Here is an 18,969-nt window from a genome sequence, read left to right as displayed (position 1 = left end):
CTCCTGAGGATGATGGGGTGGGGTCACGAGCAGCCTTACGCGCCGCCGCACGCCGTGGATGCATCCCTACAATCCCGCGCCACGATGCCCGTTGCGTTGAGAGACCTGGCCGCCCGCTGGTTCGGCCCCTGGGTGCATGAAGTCGATGCCGACAGCTGGCGCGCCGACCTCATCGCCGGGCTGCTGGGCGCGGTGCTGGTGCTGCCGCAGGGCATTGCGTTCGCCGCGCTGGTCGGCGTGCCGCCGGCGATGGGCCTGGCCACCGCGGTGCTGCCCTGCGCGGTGGCGGCGCTGGCGGGGTCCAGCCGCTACATGGTGTCCGGCCCCAGCAATGCCACCGCGCTGGCGCTGGGGGCGATGCTGCTGCCGCTGGCCGCCGGCGACCTCACCCGGCTGGTGACGCTGACGATCGTCGTCACCCTGCTGGTGGGCCTGATGCAGCTGGCGCTGGCCTTCGCGCGGCTGGGCACGCTGGCCAACTTCATCTCGCCCTCGGTGATGCTGGGCTTCACCACCGGCGCGGCCTGGCTGATCGGCTGGTATGCGCTGGCCGCGATGCTGGGCGCCGCGGGGCGCGAGACACCGATTCATCAGCTGCAGCAGCAGGGCCTGCAATGGCCCGCGCTGGCGGTCGGCGGGCTGACGCTGGGATTGGTGTTGATAGTTCGCAAAATGGGCGGCCAGCGGCTGGCGATGCCGCTGGCGCTGGCGGCGGGCGGCCTGCTCGGCGCCTGGCTCGAGCACCAGGGCCATGGCGCGCTGCGGCTGGGCACGCCGCCCTCGGCCGCACCGCACTGGCAACTGCCGGGGCTGGACCTCGCGCTGCTGCCGCAGCTGCTGCCGATGGCGCTGGCGCTGACCATCATCGCGCTCGGCCAGGCGATGACGCTGGCCAAGCTGCTGGCCACGCGCACCGGCGAGCCGCTGGACGCCAACCGCGAGTGCCGCGGCCAGGGCCTGGCCAACGTGGTGGGCGCGCTGACCGGCTGCTTCGTCGCCTGCGGTTCGCTGAACCGCTCGATGCCCAACATCGAGGCCGGCGCGCGCACGCCGCTGGCCGGCGTGGCCGCGGCGCTGTGGCTGCTGCTGCTGGTGGCCATCGCCAGTCCGCTGCTGGCCTGGATTCCGCTGCCGGGCGTGGGCGCGCTGCTGCTGCTGACGGCCAGCTCGCTGATGGATCTGCCGACCTGGCGCCGCACCTGGCAGCGCGACCGGCGCGAGGCCGGCATTGCGCTGGCGACGATGCTGGCCACGCTGGTGCTGCGGCTGGAGATGGCCGTGCTGGCCGGCGTGATGCTGTCGCTGGTGGCCTATCTGTACCGCAGCGCGCGGCCGGCGATGCGCACGATGGGCTTCGACAGCCAGCGCCCGGGCCGGCCCTTCGTGATGCTGGAACAGGTGGGCGCCCGGGGCCTGCCCGAGTGCCCGCAGCTGAAGCTGCTGCGCATGGAAGGCTCGGTGTGGTTCGGCGCGGTGCCGCACGTGGCCGACCAGCTGCGCCAGTGGCGCAAGCACCCCGAGCCGCAGCGCCACCTGCTCGTGATGAGCAAGAGCATGAACTTCATCGACCTGGCCGCCGCCGACCTGTGGGACGACGAGCGCGCACAGCGCCGGGCCATGGGGGGCGACCTGTACTTCCACCGCCCGCGGCCCTCGGTGCTGGCGACCTGGGAGGCGACCGGCTTCGTCGAGCGCCTGGGCGCCGACCACCTGTTCGCCGACAAGCGCAGCGCCATCGCCGCCATCGTGCCGAAGCTCGACCCGGCCATCTGCGCCGGCTGCAGCGTGCGGCTGTTCGAGGAATGCGGCGAGCGGCCGGGTGCGCCGCTGGCACCGATGATCTGAAGCGACCGGCCCCTGCGGTCCCGCGGGCCGGTCTCCCGAGGGGATCAGCCCGACCGGGAAACCCGGATCGGGCCGAGGCGCCGTCTCAGCCGTGGTCGCCGTGCAGCTGGTCGTGCACCAGCAGGCCGATCAGCTCGATCGACTGCTGGTCCCAGTTCGCCAGCGGCTCGTCGGCATGGTCGATCCGGCCGTCCTGGTTGGTGTCCAGCGCGTTCAGGGCCACCGTCACCTCGTCGCGGCTGAGGAAGGCGTCGTGGTTGGTGTCGATCGCGGTGAACACCGCGGTGACCAGCGCGGTGAAGTCGATCGGTGGGCCGCCCGGGCCGCCGTGCGCTGGCGCCTGGCCGGCATCGATGACCAGCGTGGTCGCGGCATTGCTGCCGTCCGCCGGTGCCGGCGCCAGCGCAGCGTTGTCGGCCAGCGTCAGCAGCTCGCTCAGCGAGATCTGGTTGTCGCCATTGCTGTCCAGCGTGAACAGCTGGTCGACCAGCGCGCTCACCGGCTTGCCATCGGGTTCGGTGTCGTGCCGGTCGTCGTCGGGCGCGCCGCGCACCGGGTGGGCGTCGAGCAGCGCTGTCACCGGGCTGTCGTCCTGGCGCGCCTGGCTCAGCTCGCTGCGGCTCACCGTGCCGTCGCCGTTGCTGTCCACCTGCTGCACCGCGGCCGTCAGCTCATCCTTGTCGACGCCGCCATCGGCGTCGCCATCCACCAGCGTCAGCGCGGCGGCCAGGTGTGTCACCAGGTCCGGGAAGCGGCCGCTGGGGTCGACCTCGACCACCAGCTCGTCCGCGGTGATCACGCCGTCGGCATTGGCATCGAAGCGCTGGAACGCTGCGTCCACCACCTGCGCCACCGCCAGCACGGCGGCCTGGGGTTCGGGGTGGCTGGTGGCATCGTGCGCGGTGGGCTTGTCGCTGGCATCGCGGGGGGCGGTCATGGGCATCGCGGTCTCCGAAGGATCAGACGGACCGGATGCTGGCGCGCCACTGTTGCCCCTGCATGAGCCTGTGTATCGAGGCTGACATAAAGCGCATCGGCCGCCGCCCACGGCGTGGCCCGACCGACGGGCCATGGCCCGTCATGGCCCGGCCAGTGGCTCCGATGGGCGATGCCGGCGCCGGCGCGGCGGCCGAGACTGCCGGCCATGCTGTCCCGCCTGTCCCTGCTGCGCCTTGCCGCCCTGGCGGCCGCCACCGTGCTGGCCGCGGGCGGCGTGCGGCCGGTGGCGGCAGCCGAGCCGCAGCCGCCGCGGGATTTGCGCGACACCGGCCTGTACGCCGAGGGCGCCGGCTTCGTGCCGCGGCCGGGCCTGCTGTCGTTCACGCCGCAGTACCCGCTGTGGTCCGACGGCGCGAGCAAGCGGCGCTGGATCGCGCTGCCGCCGGGCCGGGCCATCGACGCCGCCCGGCCCGACGCCTGGCAGTTCCCGCCCGGCACCCGGCTGTGGAAGGAGTTCGCGTTCGGCGGGCGCCGCATCGAGACCCGCTACATCGAACGCCGGGCCGATGGCCGCTGGCTGTTCGCCACCTATGTCTGGAACGCGGCCGGCACGCAGGCCACGCTGGCGCCGGCCGAAGGCATCGCCGCGCTGCCGCGCGAGGACGCACCCGATGGACGTTACGACATTCCGGCGCGCGACGACTGCAAGGCATGCCACGAGAGCGCCGCGGTACCGGTGCTGGGCTTCAGCGCGCTGCAGCTGTCGCCCGAGCGCGATCCCAACGCGGTGCAGGGCACGGCGCCGGCCGCATCGGATGTCGACCTGCCGCGCCTGGTCCAGCAGGGCCGGCTGCGCCACCTGCCGCCGGCGCTGATGCGCACGCCGCCGCGCATCGCCGCGGCCAGCGCGGACGAGCGCGCCGCGCTGGGCTACCTGCACGCCAACTGCGGCCATTGCCACAACGCCGACGGCGCACCGGCGCCGGTGGCACTGCGCCTGGCCCAGACCGTGGCGGCGCCCGAGGCCGCCACGCAGCAGGTGCTGCGCAGCCTGACGCTGACACCGGCGCGCTGGCGCCCGGCCGGCGCGCCAGCCGACGTGCCGCCGGTGCTGCCCGGCCGGCCCGAGGCCAGCGCGCTGCTGCAACGCATGCACTCGCGCCAGCCGCAGGCGCAGATGCCACCGCTGGGCACGCGCGTGCCCGACGCCGAGGGCCTGGCCCTCCTGACCCGCTGGATCCAGCACGACCTCGTGACCCCGAAGGAAACCACGCCATGAAGACGAACCTGCCCGCCCTGCCCGTGATGCCGATCGCCCTGCTGGGCGCGCTGCTGATCGCCGCCACCGACACCTATGCCGCGCCGCCGCCGGCGGCCGATGCCGCCACGGTGGCGCGCGGCCAGTACCTGGTCACCACCGGTGGCTGCCACGACTGCCACACGCCGATGAAGATGGGCCCGAACGGCCCGGAGCCGGACATGAGCCGCGCGCTGTCGGGCCACCCGCAGCAGCTGGAGATGCCGCCGGCGCCGCAGCTGCCCGAAGGTCCCTGGCTGGCCGTGTCCTCGGCCACCAACACCGCCTTCTCGGGCCCCTGGGGCGTGAGCTTCACCGCCAACCTGACGCCCGACGCGCAGACCGGCCTGGGCGCCTGGTCGCTGCGCGACTTCCAGCAGACCATCCGCACCGGCCGGCACCTGGGCCGCGGCCGCCCGGTGCTGCCGCCGATGCCGATCCCGGCCTACCGCAACTTCAACGACCGCGACCTGGCGGCGATCTACGCCTACCTGCGCACCGTGCCGGCGGTGAGCAACCGCGTGCCGGAGCCGCGGCCGCCGGTGCAGAAGTAACGCCTGAAAAACGCGGCCAGCGGCCTGGCCCGGCGCGGCTCAATGCTCGTCGGCGCCGGCGATCGCGGCGATGCTGGACTGCTCGGCTTCCTGCCGCGACCGCGCGATGATCTCGCGCCCGGTCAGCCAGGTGCCGTAGACGCCGCAAACGCAGATCAGCCCGATGCCGGCCAGCGCCGGCCCGTCGGGCACGTGCGAGAACACGATCCAGCCGCCGAGCGCGCCGAAGCCGATCTGCAGGTAGAGGTAGGGCGTGAGGATGGCCACCGGCGTGCGCGCGTAGGCCATGATCAGCAGGAAGTGGCCGCAGGCGCCGAAGGCGGCCATCAGCAGCAGCACGCCCCAGCTGCCGAGGGGCAGCGCCTGCCAGGCCAGCGGCAGCCCGAGGCTGGTGAGGGCCAGCCCGCCCAGGCCCGAATAGAAGTGGATGGTGCCCGGCGCATCGGCCTTGGCCAGCGCACTGGTCACGAGCTGGAAGCCGGTGTTGGCCAGCACCAGCACCAGCGGCAGCAGCATCGCCGGCTGGAACAGCTCGCGCCCGGGGCGCAGCACCAGCAGCGTGCCGCCGAAGCCGCCCAGCAGGCAGGCCCAGCGCAGCCAGGACACCGGCTCGCGCAGTACCCGTGCAGCCACCACCGTCAGCAGCAGCGGCGTCAGCATCACGATGGCAGAGAACTCGCCCACGTGCATGTGCGCCAGGCTGACGAAAGCGATGCCGTTGCAGCTGACCAGCAGCACGGCGCGCAGCCCCTGCAGCAGCGGGCGCCGGCTGTGCAGCAGCTGCAGGCGCTGGCGCGGCCACAGGATCGCGGCGGTGGCCAGCGTCTGCACCAGGTAGCGCACCCACAGCGCCAGCCCCACCGGGGCCAGCGCGGCGGCCACCTTCGAGGTGGTGTCCAGCGCGCCGAAGCAGATCAGCGCCAGCACGATGCAGGCGACACCACCGAGGCGGTGGACGGCAGGGGGCGTGGGCATGGGCGGCTGCGAGTGTAGGGGGCGCGTCGCGCCGCACGCGGCGCGGGGGCCTTCCCCTATCATCGCCGCCGATGTCCTTCGCCCGCACCAAGATCCAGCAGCCGCGGCCGCGCAGCGGCCTGCTGCTCGCGCGCCCGGCGCTCGAGCAGGCGCTGGCCGACGCGCTGCAGCACCACCGCGTGGTGCTGGTGTGCGCGGCCGCGGGCTTCGGCAAGTCGGCGCTGCTGGGCCAGGCGCTCGAACGCCTGCCGGCGGCGGTGGCGCGGGCCTGGATCTCGCTGGACGAGGGCGACGACCTGCACCGCCTGCTGGACTGCCTGATCGCCGCGCTCGAACCCTTCGACCCGCCCTGGCGCACCGCGCCCGAGGGGCTGATCGCCGCGGCCACGCGGCCCGGTGGCCAGTCGCTCAACGACGTGGCCGACGAGATCGTCAACACGCTCGACGCCTGCGAGGTGCCGCACGGCGTGATCGTGATCGACGACCTGCAGCACATCAGCGACCCGGCCTGCCTGGGCTTCCTGGACCGCTGGCTGCAGCGCATGAGCCCCCGCTGGACCGTGGCATTGGCCGCGCGCCACGAGCCGCCGCTGCGCCTGGGCCGGCTGCGCGCGGCGGGCGAGCTGGTGGACTTCGGCGAGGCGCAGCTGAAGTTCGGCCGCGACGAGGTGCGCCAGCTGGTGGCCGGTACGCTGGACGAGGCGTCCGCCGACGCGCTGCATGCGCGCACCGCCGGCTGGGCCGCCGGCCTGCGGCTGGCGCTGAACGGCGCGCGCGGCGGCTCGCCCGGCAGCGCCATCGACCGCCAGGCCTTCGACTTCCTGGCCAGCGAGGTGCTGGGCCGCATCGAGCCCGGGCTGCGCCAGTTCCTGCTGCAGACCAGCGTGCTGCACGACCTGGACGCGCCGCGCGCGAAGGCCGTCAGCGGCGACGCGCAGGCCGCGCGCTGGCTCGAGGAGATCGAGCGCCTGGGGCTGTTTGCCACGGTCGTCGACGACGAGGCGCAGTCGACGCTGCGCCTGCACGACCTCTTCCGCGACGCGCTGCAGCACCGGCTGAAGCTCGAGCAGCCGGCGGCCTGGCCGCAGCTGCTGGCGCGCGCCGCGACGGTGGAAGACGACCCGGTGCGGCGCCAGTCGCTGCTGCTGGCGGCCGGCCAGTACGAGGCCGCCGCGCGTGCGCTGCTGGAGGCGGGCACCGGGCTGATCACGCAGGGCGGCGTGAAGACGGTGCTGAACCTGTGCGAGCAGTTCCCGCCCGCCTTCGCCGAGCAGAGCCCCGAGCTGCACCGGGTGGCCGGCATGGCCAACTGGACCGTGTGGGACGCGCAGGCGGCCGAACGCCACCTGGCCGCGGCCGACCGGCTGTTCGCCGCGCGCGGCGACCTGGGCGCGGCCCTGCTGGCGCGCGGCCACCGCATCATCACCTTGATCGGCCTGGGCCGGCTGCACGATGCCGGCGAGGTGCTGGCCTCGCTGGCCGACCAGCCGCTGGCCGGCGAGGCGCGCATCGTCTACCGCCTGGCGCGCACCTGGCACGCGATGGAAAGCGGCGCGCTGCACCAGGTGGCGCCCTTGTTCGAATCGCTGGTGCAGGCGCTGGAGGACCGGCCCGCGCTGCAGGTGTGGTTCTTCACCGTGCCGCCGCCGCGCCAGACCGCCTGCCGCGGCATCGGCCCCGGCCTGGCGCGCTGGGCCACCGGTGCGCTGGCGGTGGGCGGCGACCGGCCCTGGGCGCTGCGCGCGCTGGCGCTGCTGACGCAGGGCTGGCATGCGCTGTGGCAGGGCCGGCTGGACGAAGCCGCCGCGCTGCTGCAGCGTGCCGAGGCCGACGCGCAATGGACCGGCCACCAGGTGGTGGCGCGCAGCCATTCGCTGGCGCTGCGCGCGATGCTGGCCGCGCTGCGCGGCGAGCGCGAGGCCGCGCTGGCGGCGCTGCGCATCCGCCTGGCCGAGCATCCTGCGGGTTATGGCGACTGGGGCCTCTGGCACCTGCTGTTCTTTGCCGGCCGCGTGGCCGCGGCCTGCGGCGATGCGCAGGCGCTGCGCGACTGGTCGCAGCGCGCGCTGGCGCTGCAGCCCGGCTTGCGCGATGCCGACCCGCCGCGGCTGCGACCCTGGGACGCTGCGCTGGGCACGCTGGCCTGGCTGGAGGGCCGGCCCGACGAGGCCATCGCGCAATGGCGCGCCGCGCTGCAGCACGAGGAGCACATCGACCTGCTGGGCCAGGCGGCGGACCTGCGCGTGCGCCTGGCCGCCGCGCTGGTGCAGCGCCGCGCGCTGGCCGAGGCGGCCGCGCTGCTGAAGCCGCTGCTCGGCGGCCAGGACGCCACGCCCGGCGGCGCGCTGCTGGCGGCCGAGGCGCTGCAGCAGTTGGCCACGGCCGCCTGGGGCACGGCGCTGGCGCCGCACCACGCGGCGACGCTGGGCCGCTGGGCGGCGATGGTCAATGCCGCCAGTGGCGCGCCCGCCCCCGCGCCGGTGGCCTCACCCGCCGCCGCCGGCACGCCGGAGAGTCCCGACGAGTTCCTGTCCCCGCGCGAGGCCGAAGTGCTGGCGCAGATCGCCGAGGGCGCCAGCAACAAGGTCATCGCCCGCGCACTGGACCTGAGCCCGCACACGGTCAAGCGCCATGTCGCGAACATCCTCGACAAGCTCGCGCTCGCCTCGCGCGGCCAGGCCGCGGCCTGGTACCGGGCGCAGGCCGGGCAGGGTGGTCTGCCGGGCACTGGCCGCTGAAATAGACCGTTAGGATCAGTCGGCCAGTTTCAGCACCAGTTTTCCGAAGTTCTCGCCGTTGAACAGCTTCAGCAGCGTGTCCGGGAACGCGCGCACGCCGCCTTCGACCACGTCTTCCTTGCTCTTCATGCGGCCGTCCTTCAGGTAGCCGGCCATCTCGGCCACCGCCAGGTGGTAGCGGTCGGCGTAGTCGAACACCACCATGCCTTCCATGCGGGCGCGGTTGACCAGCAGCGACATGTAGTTCTTCGGGCCCTGCATCGCGCCGGTGTTGTTGTATTGGCTGATCGCGCCGCAGATCACGATGCGGGCCTTGCGGTTGATGCGCGCGAGCGCGGCGTCGAGGATGTCGCCGCCGACGTTGTCGAAGTAGATGTCCACGCCCTTCGGGCAATGCTGCTTCAGGCCTTCGCGCACCGCGTCCCAGCGCTGCACGCCTTCGGGCGCGCGGGCCTTGTAGTCGATGCAGGCGTCGAAGCCCAACTCCTTCACCACCCAGTCGCACTTGGCCTGGCCGCCGGCGATGCCGACGACGCGGCAGCCCTTGACCTTGGCCAGCTGGCCCACGGTCTGCCCCACCGCGCCGGCGGCGCCGGAGACCAGCACGGTCTCGCCGGCCTTGGGCTGGCCCACGTCCATCAGGCCGAAGTAGCCGGTCATGCCGGGCATGCCCAGCACGTTGAGCCATTGCGTGACCGTGCCCAGGCGCAGGTCGATCTTGACCAGCCCGCCACGCTGGGCGCCCTCGGCGCTGACGCGCCAGTAGTCCTGCACGCCGGGCGTGCCGCTGACCACGTCGCCCACCGTGAAGGCCGGGTTGCGCGAGGCGATGACGCGGCCGATGCCGCCGGCGCGCATCACCGCGCCCAGCTCCACCGGCGGGATGTAGCTCTTGCCCTCGTTCATCCAGCCGCGCATCGCCGGGTCCAGGGACAGCGCCAGCACCTGCACCAGCACCTCGCCGTCGGCGGGTTCGGCCACCGCTTCCTCGGTGAACTGCCAGTTCTGCGCCGTCGGCAGGCCCACCGGCCGGGCGGCCAGGCGTACCTGGTGGTTGACGAGCGAAGCGAGCGTGGCGGTGGTCATCGGTGTCTCCTGGGGCTGCGAATGCCGAGGCGCCGATGCTAGGCGCGCGGGCCGCGCCGCGACAGTCACACCGGCGACGTACCGCGCCGGTAGACGAAGGCCTCGTCCCAGCCCAGCGCCGCCATGTCGGCGCAGCGCAGCGCGGCCTCGCTGGGCATCATGAACTCGTCCAGCTGCGGCGGCGCCACGCGCGTGCCGGCCAGCATCGCATGCACCTGGCCGCGGTGGTGCACCTGGTGGTTCAGCAGGTGGGCCAGCACATGCTGCACGCGGTCGACCTGCACATGGTCGCGGCGCTGCAGGCGCACCTCGCCGTTCAGGCCGGCGGGCACCAGCGCCTCGCAGAAGTCGATCAGCCGCGCATCGCAGGCGGCCTGGGCCGGCGCCAGCGTGGCGAGCTCGGCATGCTGCGGCAGCGCGTCGTACTGCGCCACCATGTCGGCCTCGCCGTACAGCGCGGCGATGTAGTACACGTCCACCGCCAGGATGTGCTGCAGCGTGGCCATCAGGCTGGGGAAGAAGCTGGTGCGCGGCGCGTTCAACTCCTCCTGCGTCAGCGGCGCCATCGCCGCATGCAGCCGGTGGTTGGCCAGGCGGTTGGCATGGACCTGGATGCGCAGGTAGTTCAGCAGGTCGTTCATCGGTGTCAGCCCTTGCGCCGTGCGATCCAGTCGTCCACCACGCGCTCCAGCACCACCAGCGGCAGCGCGCCGTGGGTCAGCACCTCGTTGTGGAACTGCTTGAGGTCGAACTTGTCGCCCAGCGCCTGCTTCGCCTTCTCGCGCAGCGCCAGGATCTTCAGCATGCCGGCCTTGTAGGCCAGCGCCTGGCCGGGGTTGACGAAGTAGCGTTCGACCTCGGTGGTGACGTCGGCCTCGGCCATGCCGGTGTTGTCCATCATGTAGCGGATGGCCTGCTCGCGGGTCCAGCGCTGGGCGTGGATGCCGGTGTCGACCACCAGGCGCACCGCGCGCAGCATCTCGTCGCGCAGGCGGCCCAGGTTGTCCAGCGGGTCGGCCTCGAAGCCCATTTCCCAGGCCAGGCGCTCGGCGTACAGGGCCCAGCCTTCGGCGAAGGCGGTGAAGGGCAGCACGCGGCGGAAGAAGGGCACGTCCTGCAGCTCCTGCGCGATGGCGATCTGGAAATGGTGGCCCGGAATGCCCTCGTGGTAGGCCAGCGTGCGCATGCTGAACTTCGGCGTCTCGGTGGTGTCGCGCATGTTGGCGTAGAACACACCGGGCCGCGTGCCGTCGAAGGCGCCGCTCTGGTAGTAAGCGGCCGGCGCGGTGGCCTGCGCGAACTCGGGCACCGCCTTCACTTCCATCGGCTGCTTCGGCCGCACGTCGAACGCACTGCCGAGCTTGCCATTGGCCTCGTCGAGGATGGCCTGGTAGCGCGCGAGCATCGCGCGCCGGCCCTCGGGCGTGTTCGGGAACTGCTGCTCGGACTCGGTGGCGAGCTGGAGCACGCGCGCGCCGACGGTGCCCTCGGTCAGCCCGCGCGCACGCAGGATGGCGTCCATCTCCGCGCTGATGCGCGCCACCTCGGCCAGGCCGAGCGCGTGCGCCTGCTGCGGCGTCATGTCGGTGGTGGTGTGCTGGCGGATGCACCAGGCGTAGTAGCGCTCGCCGTCGGGCAGGTGCCAGGCGCCGTAGTTGCCGTCGGCCTTGGGGCGCAGCGCCGTCATGTAGGCGATCAGGCGGCGGTAGGCCGGCACCACCTGCTGTTCGATGGCCGCGGCGGCGTCGGCCAGCAGGCGCTCGCGCTCGGCCTCGCCGACAGTGCCGGGCGGCAGGGCCTTCAGCGTGTCCGCCAGGTGGGTGTACAGCGGGTGTGCCGTCGTCGCTGGCGCGACCAGGCCCTGCATCTGCGCCAGCACCTGGTCGACGGTGAAGCGCGGCGGGATGATGCCGCGGCTTTCGCGCAGCTTCAGGCTCTCGATCAGCTGGCTGAACTTGGTGTCGAACTTGCGCAGTCGGGCGATGTAGGCACGCGCCTCTTGGGCGTTAGTGACCTGGTGCACCTGGAGCATGAAGTTCGGCAGGTCGGCCTGCACGCCGAACTGCTGGTTCACTGGAAAGTCGTGCAGCCGCCAGGGCTCGCCCTCGACCTGGATGCGCAGGTACCAGCTCAGCGCGTCGTAGGACAGCTGGCCTTCGCGGTCGAGTCCGCTGCGGTCGTAGCGCTGCAGCGTCTCGTAGCCGTGGCGCACGAGCTCGAAGGCGCGCGCCTCGCCGGCGGGCGAGGCGTCGTCCAGGTCGCTGCTGTAGAAGTCCAGCCAGTCGGGCAGGATGCGCAGGCTGGACAGCAGCTCGGGCTTGTCCAGCGCGAACGAGGCGAACAGCCGGGTGTAGAACCAGTCCAGCCGCAGCGGCTTGGCGTACCAGGTATGGGCCAGCAGCGCGCCGGCCAGGATCAGCAGGGCCAGCAGCAGCGCGCCGGCCCACTTCAGGATTCGCAGCATCGGCAGACTCTAGCGCAGCGCGTGCGCCGCGGCCGAGGCCCGCGGGCCGGGTTCAGCGCCCGCCTTGGCGGAACGCCGCCAGCCCCTTGGCGGCCTGCGCGCGCACCGCGTTGCGCACCAGCGGTGTCCAGCCCAGCAGCAGGCCCTTGAGGCCCAGCGCCTGGCGCGACCAGCGGTAGAGGTCGAAGTGGTCGTGGTGCTCGGCGATCAGCCCGTCGCGGAAGCTGAAAGTGGCCTGGATGTCATTGACCACCTGGCGCCCGGTGCCGCTGAAGATGTAGGTGGCCACCCAGTGCGCGCGGCCCTGGGTGTCGTCGGCCGCGATGCCGTCGAACACCAGCGAGAAGTCCTTGGCGCGGCTAGTCAGCATGCGCCACATGTCGCCGGCCTCGCGGCCTTTCAGGTCCGGGAACACCGGGTCGGAGAAGCGCACCTCGGGGTGGTAGCAGGCGGCCATGGCCTCGGCGTCACGGCGCTGGAAGGCGCTGTAGAAGCGGGTCAGCAGCTCGGCGTTCGGGTGCATCGCAAGTCTCCTCGTTGGATGCGGCATTGTGGGGGTCGCCGGTTCGGCGCGGCGTTGGCCAAATCGACAACTTCGTGTCCAATAGCGCCAACCCGGAATCCGCCCCACGATGCTCACGATTGCCTTGCTGCTGGGTCCCAGCACCGTGCCTTCCAGCCTGGCGATGGCGCTGGACGTGCTGCGCGCGGCCAATGCCGCCGCGCCGCGCCCGCTGTGCCGGCTGCTGCGGCTGAGCAGCGACGGCCGCGGCATCGCCTCGCCGCTGGGCCAGCTGGCGGTGGACGGCGCGATCGAGGCCGCCGAGCGCGCCGACCTGCTGCTGCTGCCGGCCATCGGCCGGCCCGAGGCCGCGGTGCTGCGGTCGGTGGCGCCGTGGATCGAGTTCCTGCGCAGCCGGCGCCCGCGCCGCGGCGGGTCGGCGATGCCGCGCTTCGCCAGCATCTGCAGCGCGGCCTTCGTGCTGGGCGAGGCCGGCCTGCTGGACGGCCGGCGCGCCACCACGCACTGGTCGCTGGCGCAGGCCTTCCGCCAGCGCTATCCCGCCGCGCGGCTGATGATCGACCAGATGCTCACGCACGATGGCGAGGTGGCCTGCTCGGGCGGCGCCTATGCCGGTGTCGACCTGTGCCTGCACCTGGTGCGGCTGGCCGGTGGCGATGCGCTGGCGCGCCAGGTGGCCAACCAGCTGGTGTTCGACGATGCGCGCGGCCTGCAGAGCCGGCATGCGCCCCGGCTGCCGGCACCGGACCACGACGATGGCGCGATCGGCCGCTTGCAGCGGTGGATCGAGGCCCGCTATGCCGAGCCGCTGACCCTGGCCGGCATGGCCGAGCAGGTGCACTGCTCGCCGCGCAGCCTGCTGCGCCGTTTCCGCCAGGCCACCGGCATGACGCCGATGGCCTACCTGCAGCGCGTGCGCGTGGCCGCCGCCGAGGGCCAGCTGGCCGATGGGCAGCAGACGGTGGAGGCGGTGGCCTGGGCCGTCGGCTACGAGGACCGCGCGGCCTTCGCCAAGGCCTTCAAGCGCATCACCGGCGAGAGCCCGGCGGCGCGCGGCCGGCGCTCGCGCACGTTCAGCCCGGCTCGACCGCCTTGACCGCCTTGACCGGCGGGGCTGCCTTCACCGGCTGGGCCGCCAGCCGCCACAGCGAGGTGACCTCGGCCGCGCGCGCCGCATGCAGCGGGTCGTCGGTGTCGCCGGCCTTGCGGTGCACCGGTCGGGTGTCGAGCCGGCCCAGCACCTTCAGCCCGGCGGCGCCGATCCAGCCCAGCAGCTCGTCGCGGCTGCGCAGGCCCAGGTGCTCGGCCAGGTCGGACAGGATCAGCCAGCCCTCGCCACCGGGCGCCAGGTGCGCCGCCAGCCCGGCCAGCCAGCCGCGCAGCATGCGGCTGTCGGGGTCGTAGACCGCGGCCTCCAGCGGCGAGCTCGGACGCGCCGGCACCCAGGGCGGGTTGCAGACGATCAGCCCGGCCTGGCCGGGCGGGAACAGGTCGGCCTGCAGCAGCTTCACGGCCTTGCCCAGGCCCAGGCGCGCCAGGTTGTCGCGCGCGCAGGCCAGCGCGCGCGGATCCAGGTCGGTGGCGGTCACCGGCTTGAGGCCACGCCGCGCCAGCAGCGCGGCCAGCACGCCGGTGCCGGTGCCGATGTCGAAGGCGCCGGCCTGGCGCGCCGCGGCCGGCAGCGGCGCCTGCGCGACCAGGTCGACGTACTCGCCACGCACCGGCGAGAACACGCCGTGGTGCGGATGGATGCGGCCCTTCAGCGCCGGGATCTCGACGCCCTTCTTGCGCCACTCGAAGGCGCCGACCAGGCCATGCAGCTCGCGCAGCGAGGCCACGTAGTGCTCGGCCACCGGGCCGTGGGCATCAAGCCCGGCCTGGCGCACGTCGGGCGCGCGGCGCAGCGGCACGCCGTGGTCGGCGTCGAAGGGCAGCAGCAGCAGGCCCAGCACGCGGGCGCGCTGCGCCTGGGCCTGGCGGTGGCGGTGGAAGGCCGCGCCCGGTGCCGCCGCGGTGGCGGCCTGGGCCGGGCTGCGCCTGGCGGCGGCCCGCTGCGCGCGGCTGTCGAAGCGGCGGGCCATCGCCTGCAGCAGCTGGCGCGCCAGGTGGTAGTCGCCCAGCCAGAGCAGGCCCGTGCCCTCGCTGGCCAGGCGGTAGGCGGTGTCCGCATCGAGGTCGTCGCCCACCAGTTGCAGCCGCGCCGGCGGCGGGTGGCCGGCCAGCGAGCGCCAGCGCGCCTGCTGCGGCTGGCCGTCATCGTCGGTCCAGTGGACCTGGTCCAGCGGGGGCGGGGGGGCGCTCATCAGTGCCCGCCCGGCCGCCCGTAGGGCACTGAGCCCCCCGCGGGGGGAGCGAACGAAGTGAGCAGGGAGCCGATCATGGCGGCATTGTCGGTGCCGCTGGGGGTCAGAACGGCCCGCTGGTCAGCACGCGTTCGATCTGCGGCTTGCGGTCGTTGCCCCAGAAGGGCTCGCCGTCGACGATGAAGAAGGGCGCGCCGAACACGCCAGCGGCAATGGCCTGTTCGTTCGCGGCGCGCAGCCGGTCCTTCCAGTGCGGGTCGTTCCAGGCGCGCTCGGCGGCGTCGGCATCGAGACCGGATTCACCCGCCAGCGCCTTCAGGGCCGCCGGCTCATGCAGCGGCACGCCGCGCACGAAGTACGCGCGGAAGGCGCTGCGCGTCCACTGCGCGGCCGCGTCGGCCCCCTGGCTGTCGTGCAGCCACCAGAACACCCGGGCCGCGTTCTGGGTCGGGATCGGGAAGGGCTCGGGCATCACGAAGGGCACGCCCTCGTGGCGCGCCGAGCGGGCGAAGTCGCGCAGGCTGTATTCGCGCTTGAGCGGATAGGCCACCGGGCTCTTCAGTTCCGCGGCCTGGAAGGTGACGCCCAGCAGGATGGCGTGGCGCCGCACCATGCGGCCATGGCGGGCGGCCAGCGCGTCGATCCATTCGTTGGCGACGTAGGAATAGGGCGAAGAGAAGTCGAAGAAGAAGTCGATCGGGGAACGCATGGGCCGACCCTAGCGGCGCCGTCGCGGCGTGTCCATCGGTAACGCCGCGCACCGCGTTGGTGTTGGTCACACCATGAATCGGCGGGCAGGGCGCCGCCGCGGGACCGTCCGGCGCTACATTCCCGTCCGCGGCTGTCGCGCCCGCGCGCCGGCCGCTGCCTCTGCCTCGATGACCGATCTTCACCTTCCCCCGCTGCTGTGGCTGGTGGCCTACCAGATGGGCCTGCATGCGCTGCTGTGGGGGGCCTGCAGCCTGCTGCTTCGCGAGGCGCGCGCGGCGGTGCTGCACTGGGCGGTGTTCATGCTGCTGCTGGGCACGGGCCTGGCGCTGGCCGGCGCCCGCAATGAGCCGCGGGAGTGGCTCTTCTACAACGGCGCCAACCTGGCCACGGTGCTGGCCTTCGCGGTGATGCGCCGCGGCACCCAGCTCTTCATGCGGGTGGAGTCGCACGACCGCGAACAGCTGGGCGTGCTGCTGCCGATCCTGGTGGTCATCGGCCTGGCCGGCCCCAGCCCGCAGTGGGCGCCGCTGCGCATCGTGCTGTCCTACGCGGTGCAGGCCTTCATCGTGCTGCGGCTGATGGCCGTGATCGGCCCGGCACTGAAGGCCGAGTTCGGCCGCGCAGCCATGTGGGCGGTGGGCGGCCCGGGCCTGCTGATCGGGCTGATCCAGGTGGCGCTGGCGGGCCACCAGGCCTTTTCCTGGCGCGCGCCGGCCGAGATGCAGCAGGACACCGGCACCAACCAGGCCTTGATGTACGTCTACCTGGCCGGCGCGGCGCTGTTCACCTTCCTGTTCATCGTGATGGTCACGCAGCGCCTGCTGGCCAGCCTGCGCGAGGCCGCGGTGCGCGACCCGCTGACCGGCCTGCTGAACCGCCGCGCGATGGCCGAGGCGATGGAACGCCAGTGGCTGCGGCACCGTCGCACGCAGTCGCCGCTGGCGGTGCTGGTGATCGACATCGACCACTTCAAGCGCATCAACGACACGCTGGGCCATGCGGCGGGCGACAGCGTGCTGATCCACCTGTCCACGCTGCTGCAGAACCACGTGCGCGGCGAGGACGTGGTCGGCCGCGTCGGCGGCGAGGAGTTCCTGCTGGTGCTGCCCGACACCCAGCCGCAGAACGCGATCGCCCTGGCCGAGCGCCTGCGCGTGCTGGTGCGTGCCGAATCGCTGGGCACCACCATCAGCATCGGCATCGCGATCGCCCACTCGGTGGACGACAGCGCCGAGAGCGTGATCGCACGCGCCGATGCGGCGCTCTATCGCGCAAAGGACGCGGGTCGCAACCGGATCGAGGTTGCTGATTGAGCCGGCCCGGGCTCAGCCGGTGGCGAGGGCCCGCGCGATCAGGATCTTCTGCACTTCCGACGTGCCTTCGTAGATCTGCGTCACCCGCACGTCGCGGTAGATGCGCTCGACCGGGAAGTCGCTGACGTAGCCGTAGCCACCGAAGACCTGGATCGCCGCGGAGCACACCTGCTCGGCCATCTCGCTGGCGTTGAGCTTGGCCATCGCGGCCTCCTTCAGGCAGGGCAGGCCCGCGTCCTTCAGGCTGGCGGCATGCCAGATCAGCTGGCGCGCGGCCTCGATCTTCATCGCCATCTCGGCCAGCTTGAACTGCACCGCCTGGTGGTTGAAGATCGGCGTGCCGAAAGCGGTGCGCTCCTTCGAATAGGCCAGCGCCGCCTCGAAGGCCGCGCGCGCCATGCCCACGCTCTGGCTGGCGATGCCGATGCGCCCGCCCTCCAGGCCCGACAGCGCGATCTTCAGGCCCTGGCCTTCCTCGCCCAGCAGGTTCTCGGCCGGCACGCGGCAGTTGTCGAAGTTGATCTGCGCGGTGTCGCTGGCATGCTGGCCCATCTTGTCCTCGATGCGCGCCACGCTGTAGCCCGGTGTCTTGGTCGGCACCAGGAAGGCGCTGATGCCGCGCTTGCCGGCCGCTTTGTCGGTCACCGCCATCACGATCGCCACATCGCCGTTCTTGCCGCTGGTGATGAACTGCTTGACGCCATTGAGCACGTAGTCGCCGCCGTCGCGCACGGCGGTCGTGCGCAGCCCGTCGGCCTGCGAGCCGACATGCGGCTCGGTCAGGCAGAAGGCGCCGAGCATGTCGCCGCGCGCCAGCGGCTTGAGGAAGCGCTGCTTCTGGTCCTCGTTCGCGAAGGCCATCAGGATCGAGCACACCGGGCAGTTGTTGACGCTGACCACCGTGCTGGTGGCGCCGTCGCCGGCACCGATCTCCTCGAGGATCAGCGCCAGCGCCAGGTAGTCCAGCCCGGCGCCGTCGTACTCCGGCGGCACCGCCACGCCATAGCAGCCCAGCGCGGCCAGGCCCTTCAGCTGCTCGGCCGGGAACTGGTGGCTCTTGTCCCAGGCCGCGGCATGCGGGGCAATCTCGGCCTGCACGAAATCGCGCACGGCCTGCTGCACGGCGCGGTGGTCTTCACTCAACAACATCGGGTGTCTCCAGGATCTGCTGCAGCGCGGCGAGCAAGCTGTCGCACTGCGCGTCGGTGCCGATGCTGATGCGCAGGAATTCGGCAATGCGCGCCGGCTCGGCAAAGCGGCGGACGAGGATAGCGCGTTCGCGCAGCGCAGCCGCCAGTGCCGCGCCGCTGCGCGCGGCATGGCGCGCGAACACGAAGTTGGCCTGCGAGGGCAGCACCTCGAAGCCCAGCGCCTGCAGCCCGGCCGACAGGCGTTCGCGGCTGGCGATCACACGCAGCCTGGTGCGTTCGAAGTAGGGCTCGTCCTCGATCGCGGCCAGCGCGCCGGCCTGCGCCAGGCGGTCCAGCGGGTAGGAGTTGAAGCTGTCCTTCACCCGCACCAGCGCCTCGATCAACGGCGCCTGGCCCATCGCCCAGCCGACGCGCAGGCCGGCCAGCGAGCGCGACTTCGACAGCGTCTGCACCACCAGCAGGTTCGGGTGCTCGGCGACCAGCGGCACGGCGGATTCGGCGCCGAAGTCGACATAGGCCTCGTCGACCAGCACCGGCACGTCCGGCCGCGCGGCCAGCAGGCGGGCGATCTCGCTGCGCGGCAGCGCACGGCCGGTCGGCGCGTTCGGGTTCGCGATGACGATCGCGCCGGCCTCGCCGTGCAGGTAGTCATCGATCACCAGGCCGAAGTCTTCGCGCAGCGGGATCACGCGCTGCGGCACGCCGTACAGCCCGCAGTACACCGGGTAGAAGGCATAGCCGATATCGGCCAAAAGAAGCGGCCGCGGCGCATGGTTCAGCAGCGCCATGAAGGCCAGCGCCAGCACCTCGTCGGAGCCGTTGCCGACGAAGACCTGCTCGGGCGCCAGCCCTTCCCGCCGCGCAAGCGCCTCGCGCAGCGCGCGGCCGGTCGGCTCGGGGTACAGGCGCAGGCCCTCGCCGACCTGCTGCTGCAGCGCCTGCAGCACGCGCGGGCTGGGCGGGTAGGGGTTCTCGTTGGTGTTGAGTTTCAGCAGCCCGGCCATGGCCGGCTGCTCGCCGGGCACGTAGGGGCTCAGCCCGTGCACGACGGGGCTCCAGAAGCGGCTCAT

At 72.9% G+C, this 18,969-nt stretch carries 16 protein-coding genes; 6 read left to right on the top strand and 10 right to left on the bottom strand.

Annotated features, from left to right (window positions below; translation table 11 throughout):
- The first annotated feature begins 84 nt into the window (after positions 1 to 84).
- Positions 85 to 1,845 (top strand): SulP family inorganic anion transporter, encoded by a 1,761-nt coding sequence (locus ACILR4_RS17155; RefSeq protein WP_395702075.1) that lies wholly within the window; start codon positions 85 to 87, stop codon positions 1,843 to 1,845.
- An 85-nt stretch (positions 1,846 to 1,930) separates the two neighbouring features.
- Here the strand turns inward: ACILR4_RS17155 and ACILR4_RS17150 are convergent, their stop codons facing one another.
- The gene (locus tag ACILR4_RS17150) at positions 1,931 to 2,788 is read right to left on the bottom strand and encodes an EF-hand domain-containing protein (protein WP_395702074.1); all 858 of its coding nucleotides are present in this window, start codon (positions 2,786 to 2,788) and stop codon (positions 1,931 to 1,933) included.
- A 201-nt stretch (positions 2,789 to 2,989) separates the two neighbouring features.
- Between ACILR4_RS17150 and ACILR4_RS17145 the strand changes: the two genes are divergently transcribed.
- Both ACILR4_RS17145 and ACILR4_RS17140 read left to right on the top strand, forming a co-directional pair.
- The gene (locus ACILR4_RS17145; protein WP_395702073.1) at positions 2,990 to 4,063 is read left to right on the top strand and encodes a hypothetical protein; all 1,074 of its coding nucleotides are present in this window, start codon (positions 2,990 to 2,992) and stop codon (positions 4,061 to 4,063) included.
- On the top strand, positions 4,060 to 4,635 hold the full coding sequence (locus ACILR4_RS17140) for a diheme cytochrome c-553 (protein ID WP_395702072.1): 576 nt from the start codon (positions 4,060 to 4,062) through the stop codon (positions 4,633 to 4,635). Before ACILR4_RS17145 ends, ACILR4_RS17140 begins: the two co-directional genes overlap by 4 nt.
- A gap of 39 nt (positions 4,636 to 4,674) precedes the next feature.
- On the opposite strand, the gene ACILR4_RS17135 is transcribed toward ACILR4_RS17140, so the two are convergent.
- Positions 4,675 to 5,610, bottom strand: coding sequence for a DMT family transporter (locus ACILR4_RS17135; protein WP_395702071.1), 936 nt, complete (start codon positions 5,608 to 5,610; stop codon positions 4,675 to 4,677).
- Positions 5,611 to 5,681: 71 nt separating this feature from the next.
- On the opposite strand from ACILR4_RS17135, the gene ACILR4_RS17130 reads away from it, so the two are divergent.
- Positions 5,682 to 8,348 carry a LuxR C-terminal-related transcriptional regulator gene (locus tag ACILR4_RS17130; protein ID WP_395702070.1) on the top strand — a complete coding sequence of 889 codons (2,667 nt, stop codon included), beginning with the start codon at positions 5,682 to 5,684 and terminating at the stop codon, positions 8,346 to 8,348.
- 15 nt (positions 8,349 to 8,363) lie between these two features.
- On the opposite strand, the gene ACILR4_RS17125 is transcribed toward ACILR4_RS17130, so the two are convergent.
- From ACILR4_RS17125 to ACILR4_RS17110, 4 genes are all read right to left on the bottom strand, one after another.
- Positions 8,364 to 9,434: an NADP-dependent oxidoreductase gene (locus ACILR4_RS17125; RefSeq protein WP_395702069.1), complete on the bottom strand. Its 1,071-nt coding sequence runs from the start codon at positions 9,432 to 9,434 to the stop codon at positions 8,364 to 8,366.
- Between the two features lie 65 nt (positions 9,435 to 9,499).
- A complete protein-coding gene (locus tag ACILR4_RS17120; protein WP_395702068.1) occupies positions 9,500 to 10,075 on the bottom strand; it encodes a DinB family protein in 576 nt (191 codons plus the stop codon).
- A 5-nt stretch (positions 10,076 to 10,080) separates the two neighbouring features.
- The gene (locus ACILR4_RS17115) at positions 10,081 to 11,898 is read right to left on the bottom strand and encodes a DUF885 domain-containing protein (RefSeq protein WP_395702067.1); all 1,818 of its coding nucleotides are present in this window, start codon (positions 11,896 to 11,898) and stop codon (positions 10,081 to 10,083) included.
- A 52-nt stretch (positions 11,899 to 11,950) separates the two neighbouring features.
- Entirely contained in the window at positions 11,951 to 12,421 is a 471-nt protein-coding gene (locus tag ACILR4_RS17110) for a nuclear transport factor 2 family protein (RefSeq protein WP_395702066.1), read from the bottom strand.
- A gap of 109 nt (positions 12,422 to 12,530) precedes the next feature.
- On the opposite strand from ACILR4_RS17110, the gene ACILR4_RS17105 reads away from it, so the two are divergent.
- The gene (locus ACILR4_RS17105) at positions 12,531 to 13,517 is read left to right on the top strand and encodes a GlxA family transcriptional regulator (protein WP_395702065.1); all 987 of its coding nucleotides are present in this window, start codon (positions 12,531 to 12,533) and stop codon (positions 13,515 to 13,517) included.
- Here the strand turns inward: ACILR4_RS17105 and ACILR4_RS17100 are convergent.
- Both ACILR4_RS17100 and ACILR4_RS17095 read right to left on the bottom strand, forming a co-directional pair.
- Complete coding sequence (locus tag ACILR4_RS17100; RefSeq protein WP_395702064.1) at positions 13,495 to 14,724, bottom strand: methyltransferase; 1,230 nt, start codon at positions 14,722 to 14,724, stop codon at positions 13,495 to 13,497. The genes ACILR4_RS17105 and ACILR4_RS17100 overlap by 23 nt on opposite strands.
- 103 nt (positions 14,725 to 14,827) lie before the next feature.
- A complete protein-coding gene (locus tag ACILR4_RS17095) occupies positions 14,828 to 15,433 on the bottom strand; it encodes a 2-hydroxychromene-2-carboxylate isomerase (RefSeq protein ID WP_395702063.1) in 606 nt (201 codons plus the stop codon).
- 169 nt (positions 15,434 to 15,602) lie between these two features.
- Here ACILR4_RS17095 and ACILR4_RS17090 point away from each other — a divergent pair, with 169 nt between their 5' ends.
- Entirely contained in the window at positions 15,603 to 16,748 is a 1,146-nt protein-coding gene (locus tag ACILR4_RS17090) for a diguanylate cyclase (protein WP_395702062.1), read from the top strand.
- A gap of 12 nt (positions 16,749 to 16,760) precedes the next feature.
- On the opposite strand, the gene ACILR4_RS17085 is transcribed toward ACILR4_RS17090, so the two are convergent.
- On the bottom strand, positions 16,761 to 17,897 hold the full coding sequence (locus ACILR4_RS17085) for an acyl-CoA dehydrogenase family protein (RefSeq protein WP_395702061.1): 1,137 nt from the start codon (positions 17,895 to 17,897) through the stop codon (positions 16,761 to 16,763).
- Positions 17,884 to 18,969 (bottom strand): histidinol-phosphate transaminase, encoded by a 1,086-nt coding sequence (hisC, locus tag ACILR4_RS17080; RefSeq protein WP_395702060.1) that lies wholly within the window; start codon positions 18,967 to 18,969, stop codon positions 17,884 to 17,886. Before hisC ends, ACILR4_RS17085 begins: the two co-directional genes overlap by 14 nt.

This window comes from Aquabacterium sp., from assembly GCF_044226965.1.
In the GTDB taxonomy this organism is placed as follows: Bacteria; Pseudomonadota; Gammaproteobacteria; order Burkholderiales; family Burkholderiaceae_C; genus Pseudaquabacterium.
The sequence above is the reverse complement of the archived record's forward strand: the minus strand, read 5'-3'. Positions and strand labels throughout refer to the sequence as shown.

Bases quoted from the DNA above. Each gene is read 5' to 3' on its own strand.
- ACILR4_RS17090 (WP_395702062.1), top strand. From the start codon at position 15,603: ATGACCGATCTTCACCTTCCCCCGCTGCTGTGGCTGGTGGCCTACCAG.
- ACILR4_RS17145 (WP_395702073.1), top strand. From the start codon at position 2,990: ATGCTGTCCCGCCTGTCCCTGCTGCGCCTTGCCGCCCTGGCGGCCGCC.
- ACILR4_RS17110 (WP_395702066.1), bottom strand. From the start codon at position 12,421: ATGCACCCGAACGCCGAGCTGCTGACCCGCTTCTACAGCGCCTTCCAG.
- ACILR4_RS17125 (WP_395702069.1), bottom strand. From the start codon at position 9,434: ATGACCACCGCCACGCTCGCTTCGCTCGTCAACCACCAGGTACGCCTG.
- ACILR4_RS17135 (WP_395702071.1), bottom strand. From the start codon at position 5,610: ATGCCCACGCCCCCTGCCGTCCACCGCCTCGGTGGTGTCGCCTGCATC.
- ACILR4_RS17085 (WP_395702061.1), bottom strand. From the start codon at position 17,897: ATGTTGTTGAGTGAAGACCACCGCGCCGTGCAGCAGGCCGTGCGCGAT.
- ACILR4_RS17150 (WP_395702074.1), bottom strand. From the start codon at position 2,788: ATGCCCATGACCGCCCCCCGCGATGCCAGCGACAAGCCCACCGCGCAC.
- ACILR4_RS17130 (WP_395702070.1), top strand. From the start codon at position 5,682: ATGTCCTTCGCCCGCACCAAGATCCAGCAGCCGCGGCCGCGCAGCGGC.
- ACILR4_RS17155 (WP_395702075.1), top strand. From the start codon at position 85: ATGCCCGTTGCGTTGAGAGACCTGGCCGCCCGCTGGTTCGGCCCCTGG.
- ACILR4_RS17105 (WP_395702065.1), top strand. From the start codon at position 12,531: ATGCTCACGATTGCCTTGCTGCTGGGTCCCAGCACCGTGCCTTCCAGC.
- ACILR4_RS17100 (WP_395702064.1), bottom strand. From the start codon at position 14,724: ATGAGCGCCCCCCCGCCCCCGCTGGACCAGGTCCACTGGACCGACGAT.
- ACILR4_RS17140 (WP_395702072.1), top strand. From the start codon at position 4,060: ATGAAGACGAACCTGCCCGCCCTGCCCGTGATGCCGATCGCCCTGCTG.
- ACILR4_RS17095 (WP_395702063.1), bottom strand. From the start codon at position 15,433: ATGCGTTCCCCGATCGACTTCTTCTTCGACTTCTCTTCGCCCTATTCC.
- hisC (WP_395702060.1), bottom strand. From the start codon at position 18,969: ATGAGCCGCTTCTGGAGCCCCGTCGTGCACGGGCTGAGCCCCTACGTG.
- ACILR4_RS17115 (WP_395702067.1), bottom strand. From the start codon at position 11,898: ATGCTGCGAATCCTGAAGTGGGCCGGCGCGCTGCTGCTGGCCCTGCTG.
- ACILR4_RS17120 (WP_395702068.1), bottom strand. From the start codon at position 10,075: ATGAACGACCTGCTGAACTACCTGCGCATCCAGGTCCATGCCAACCGC.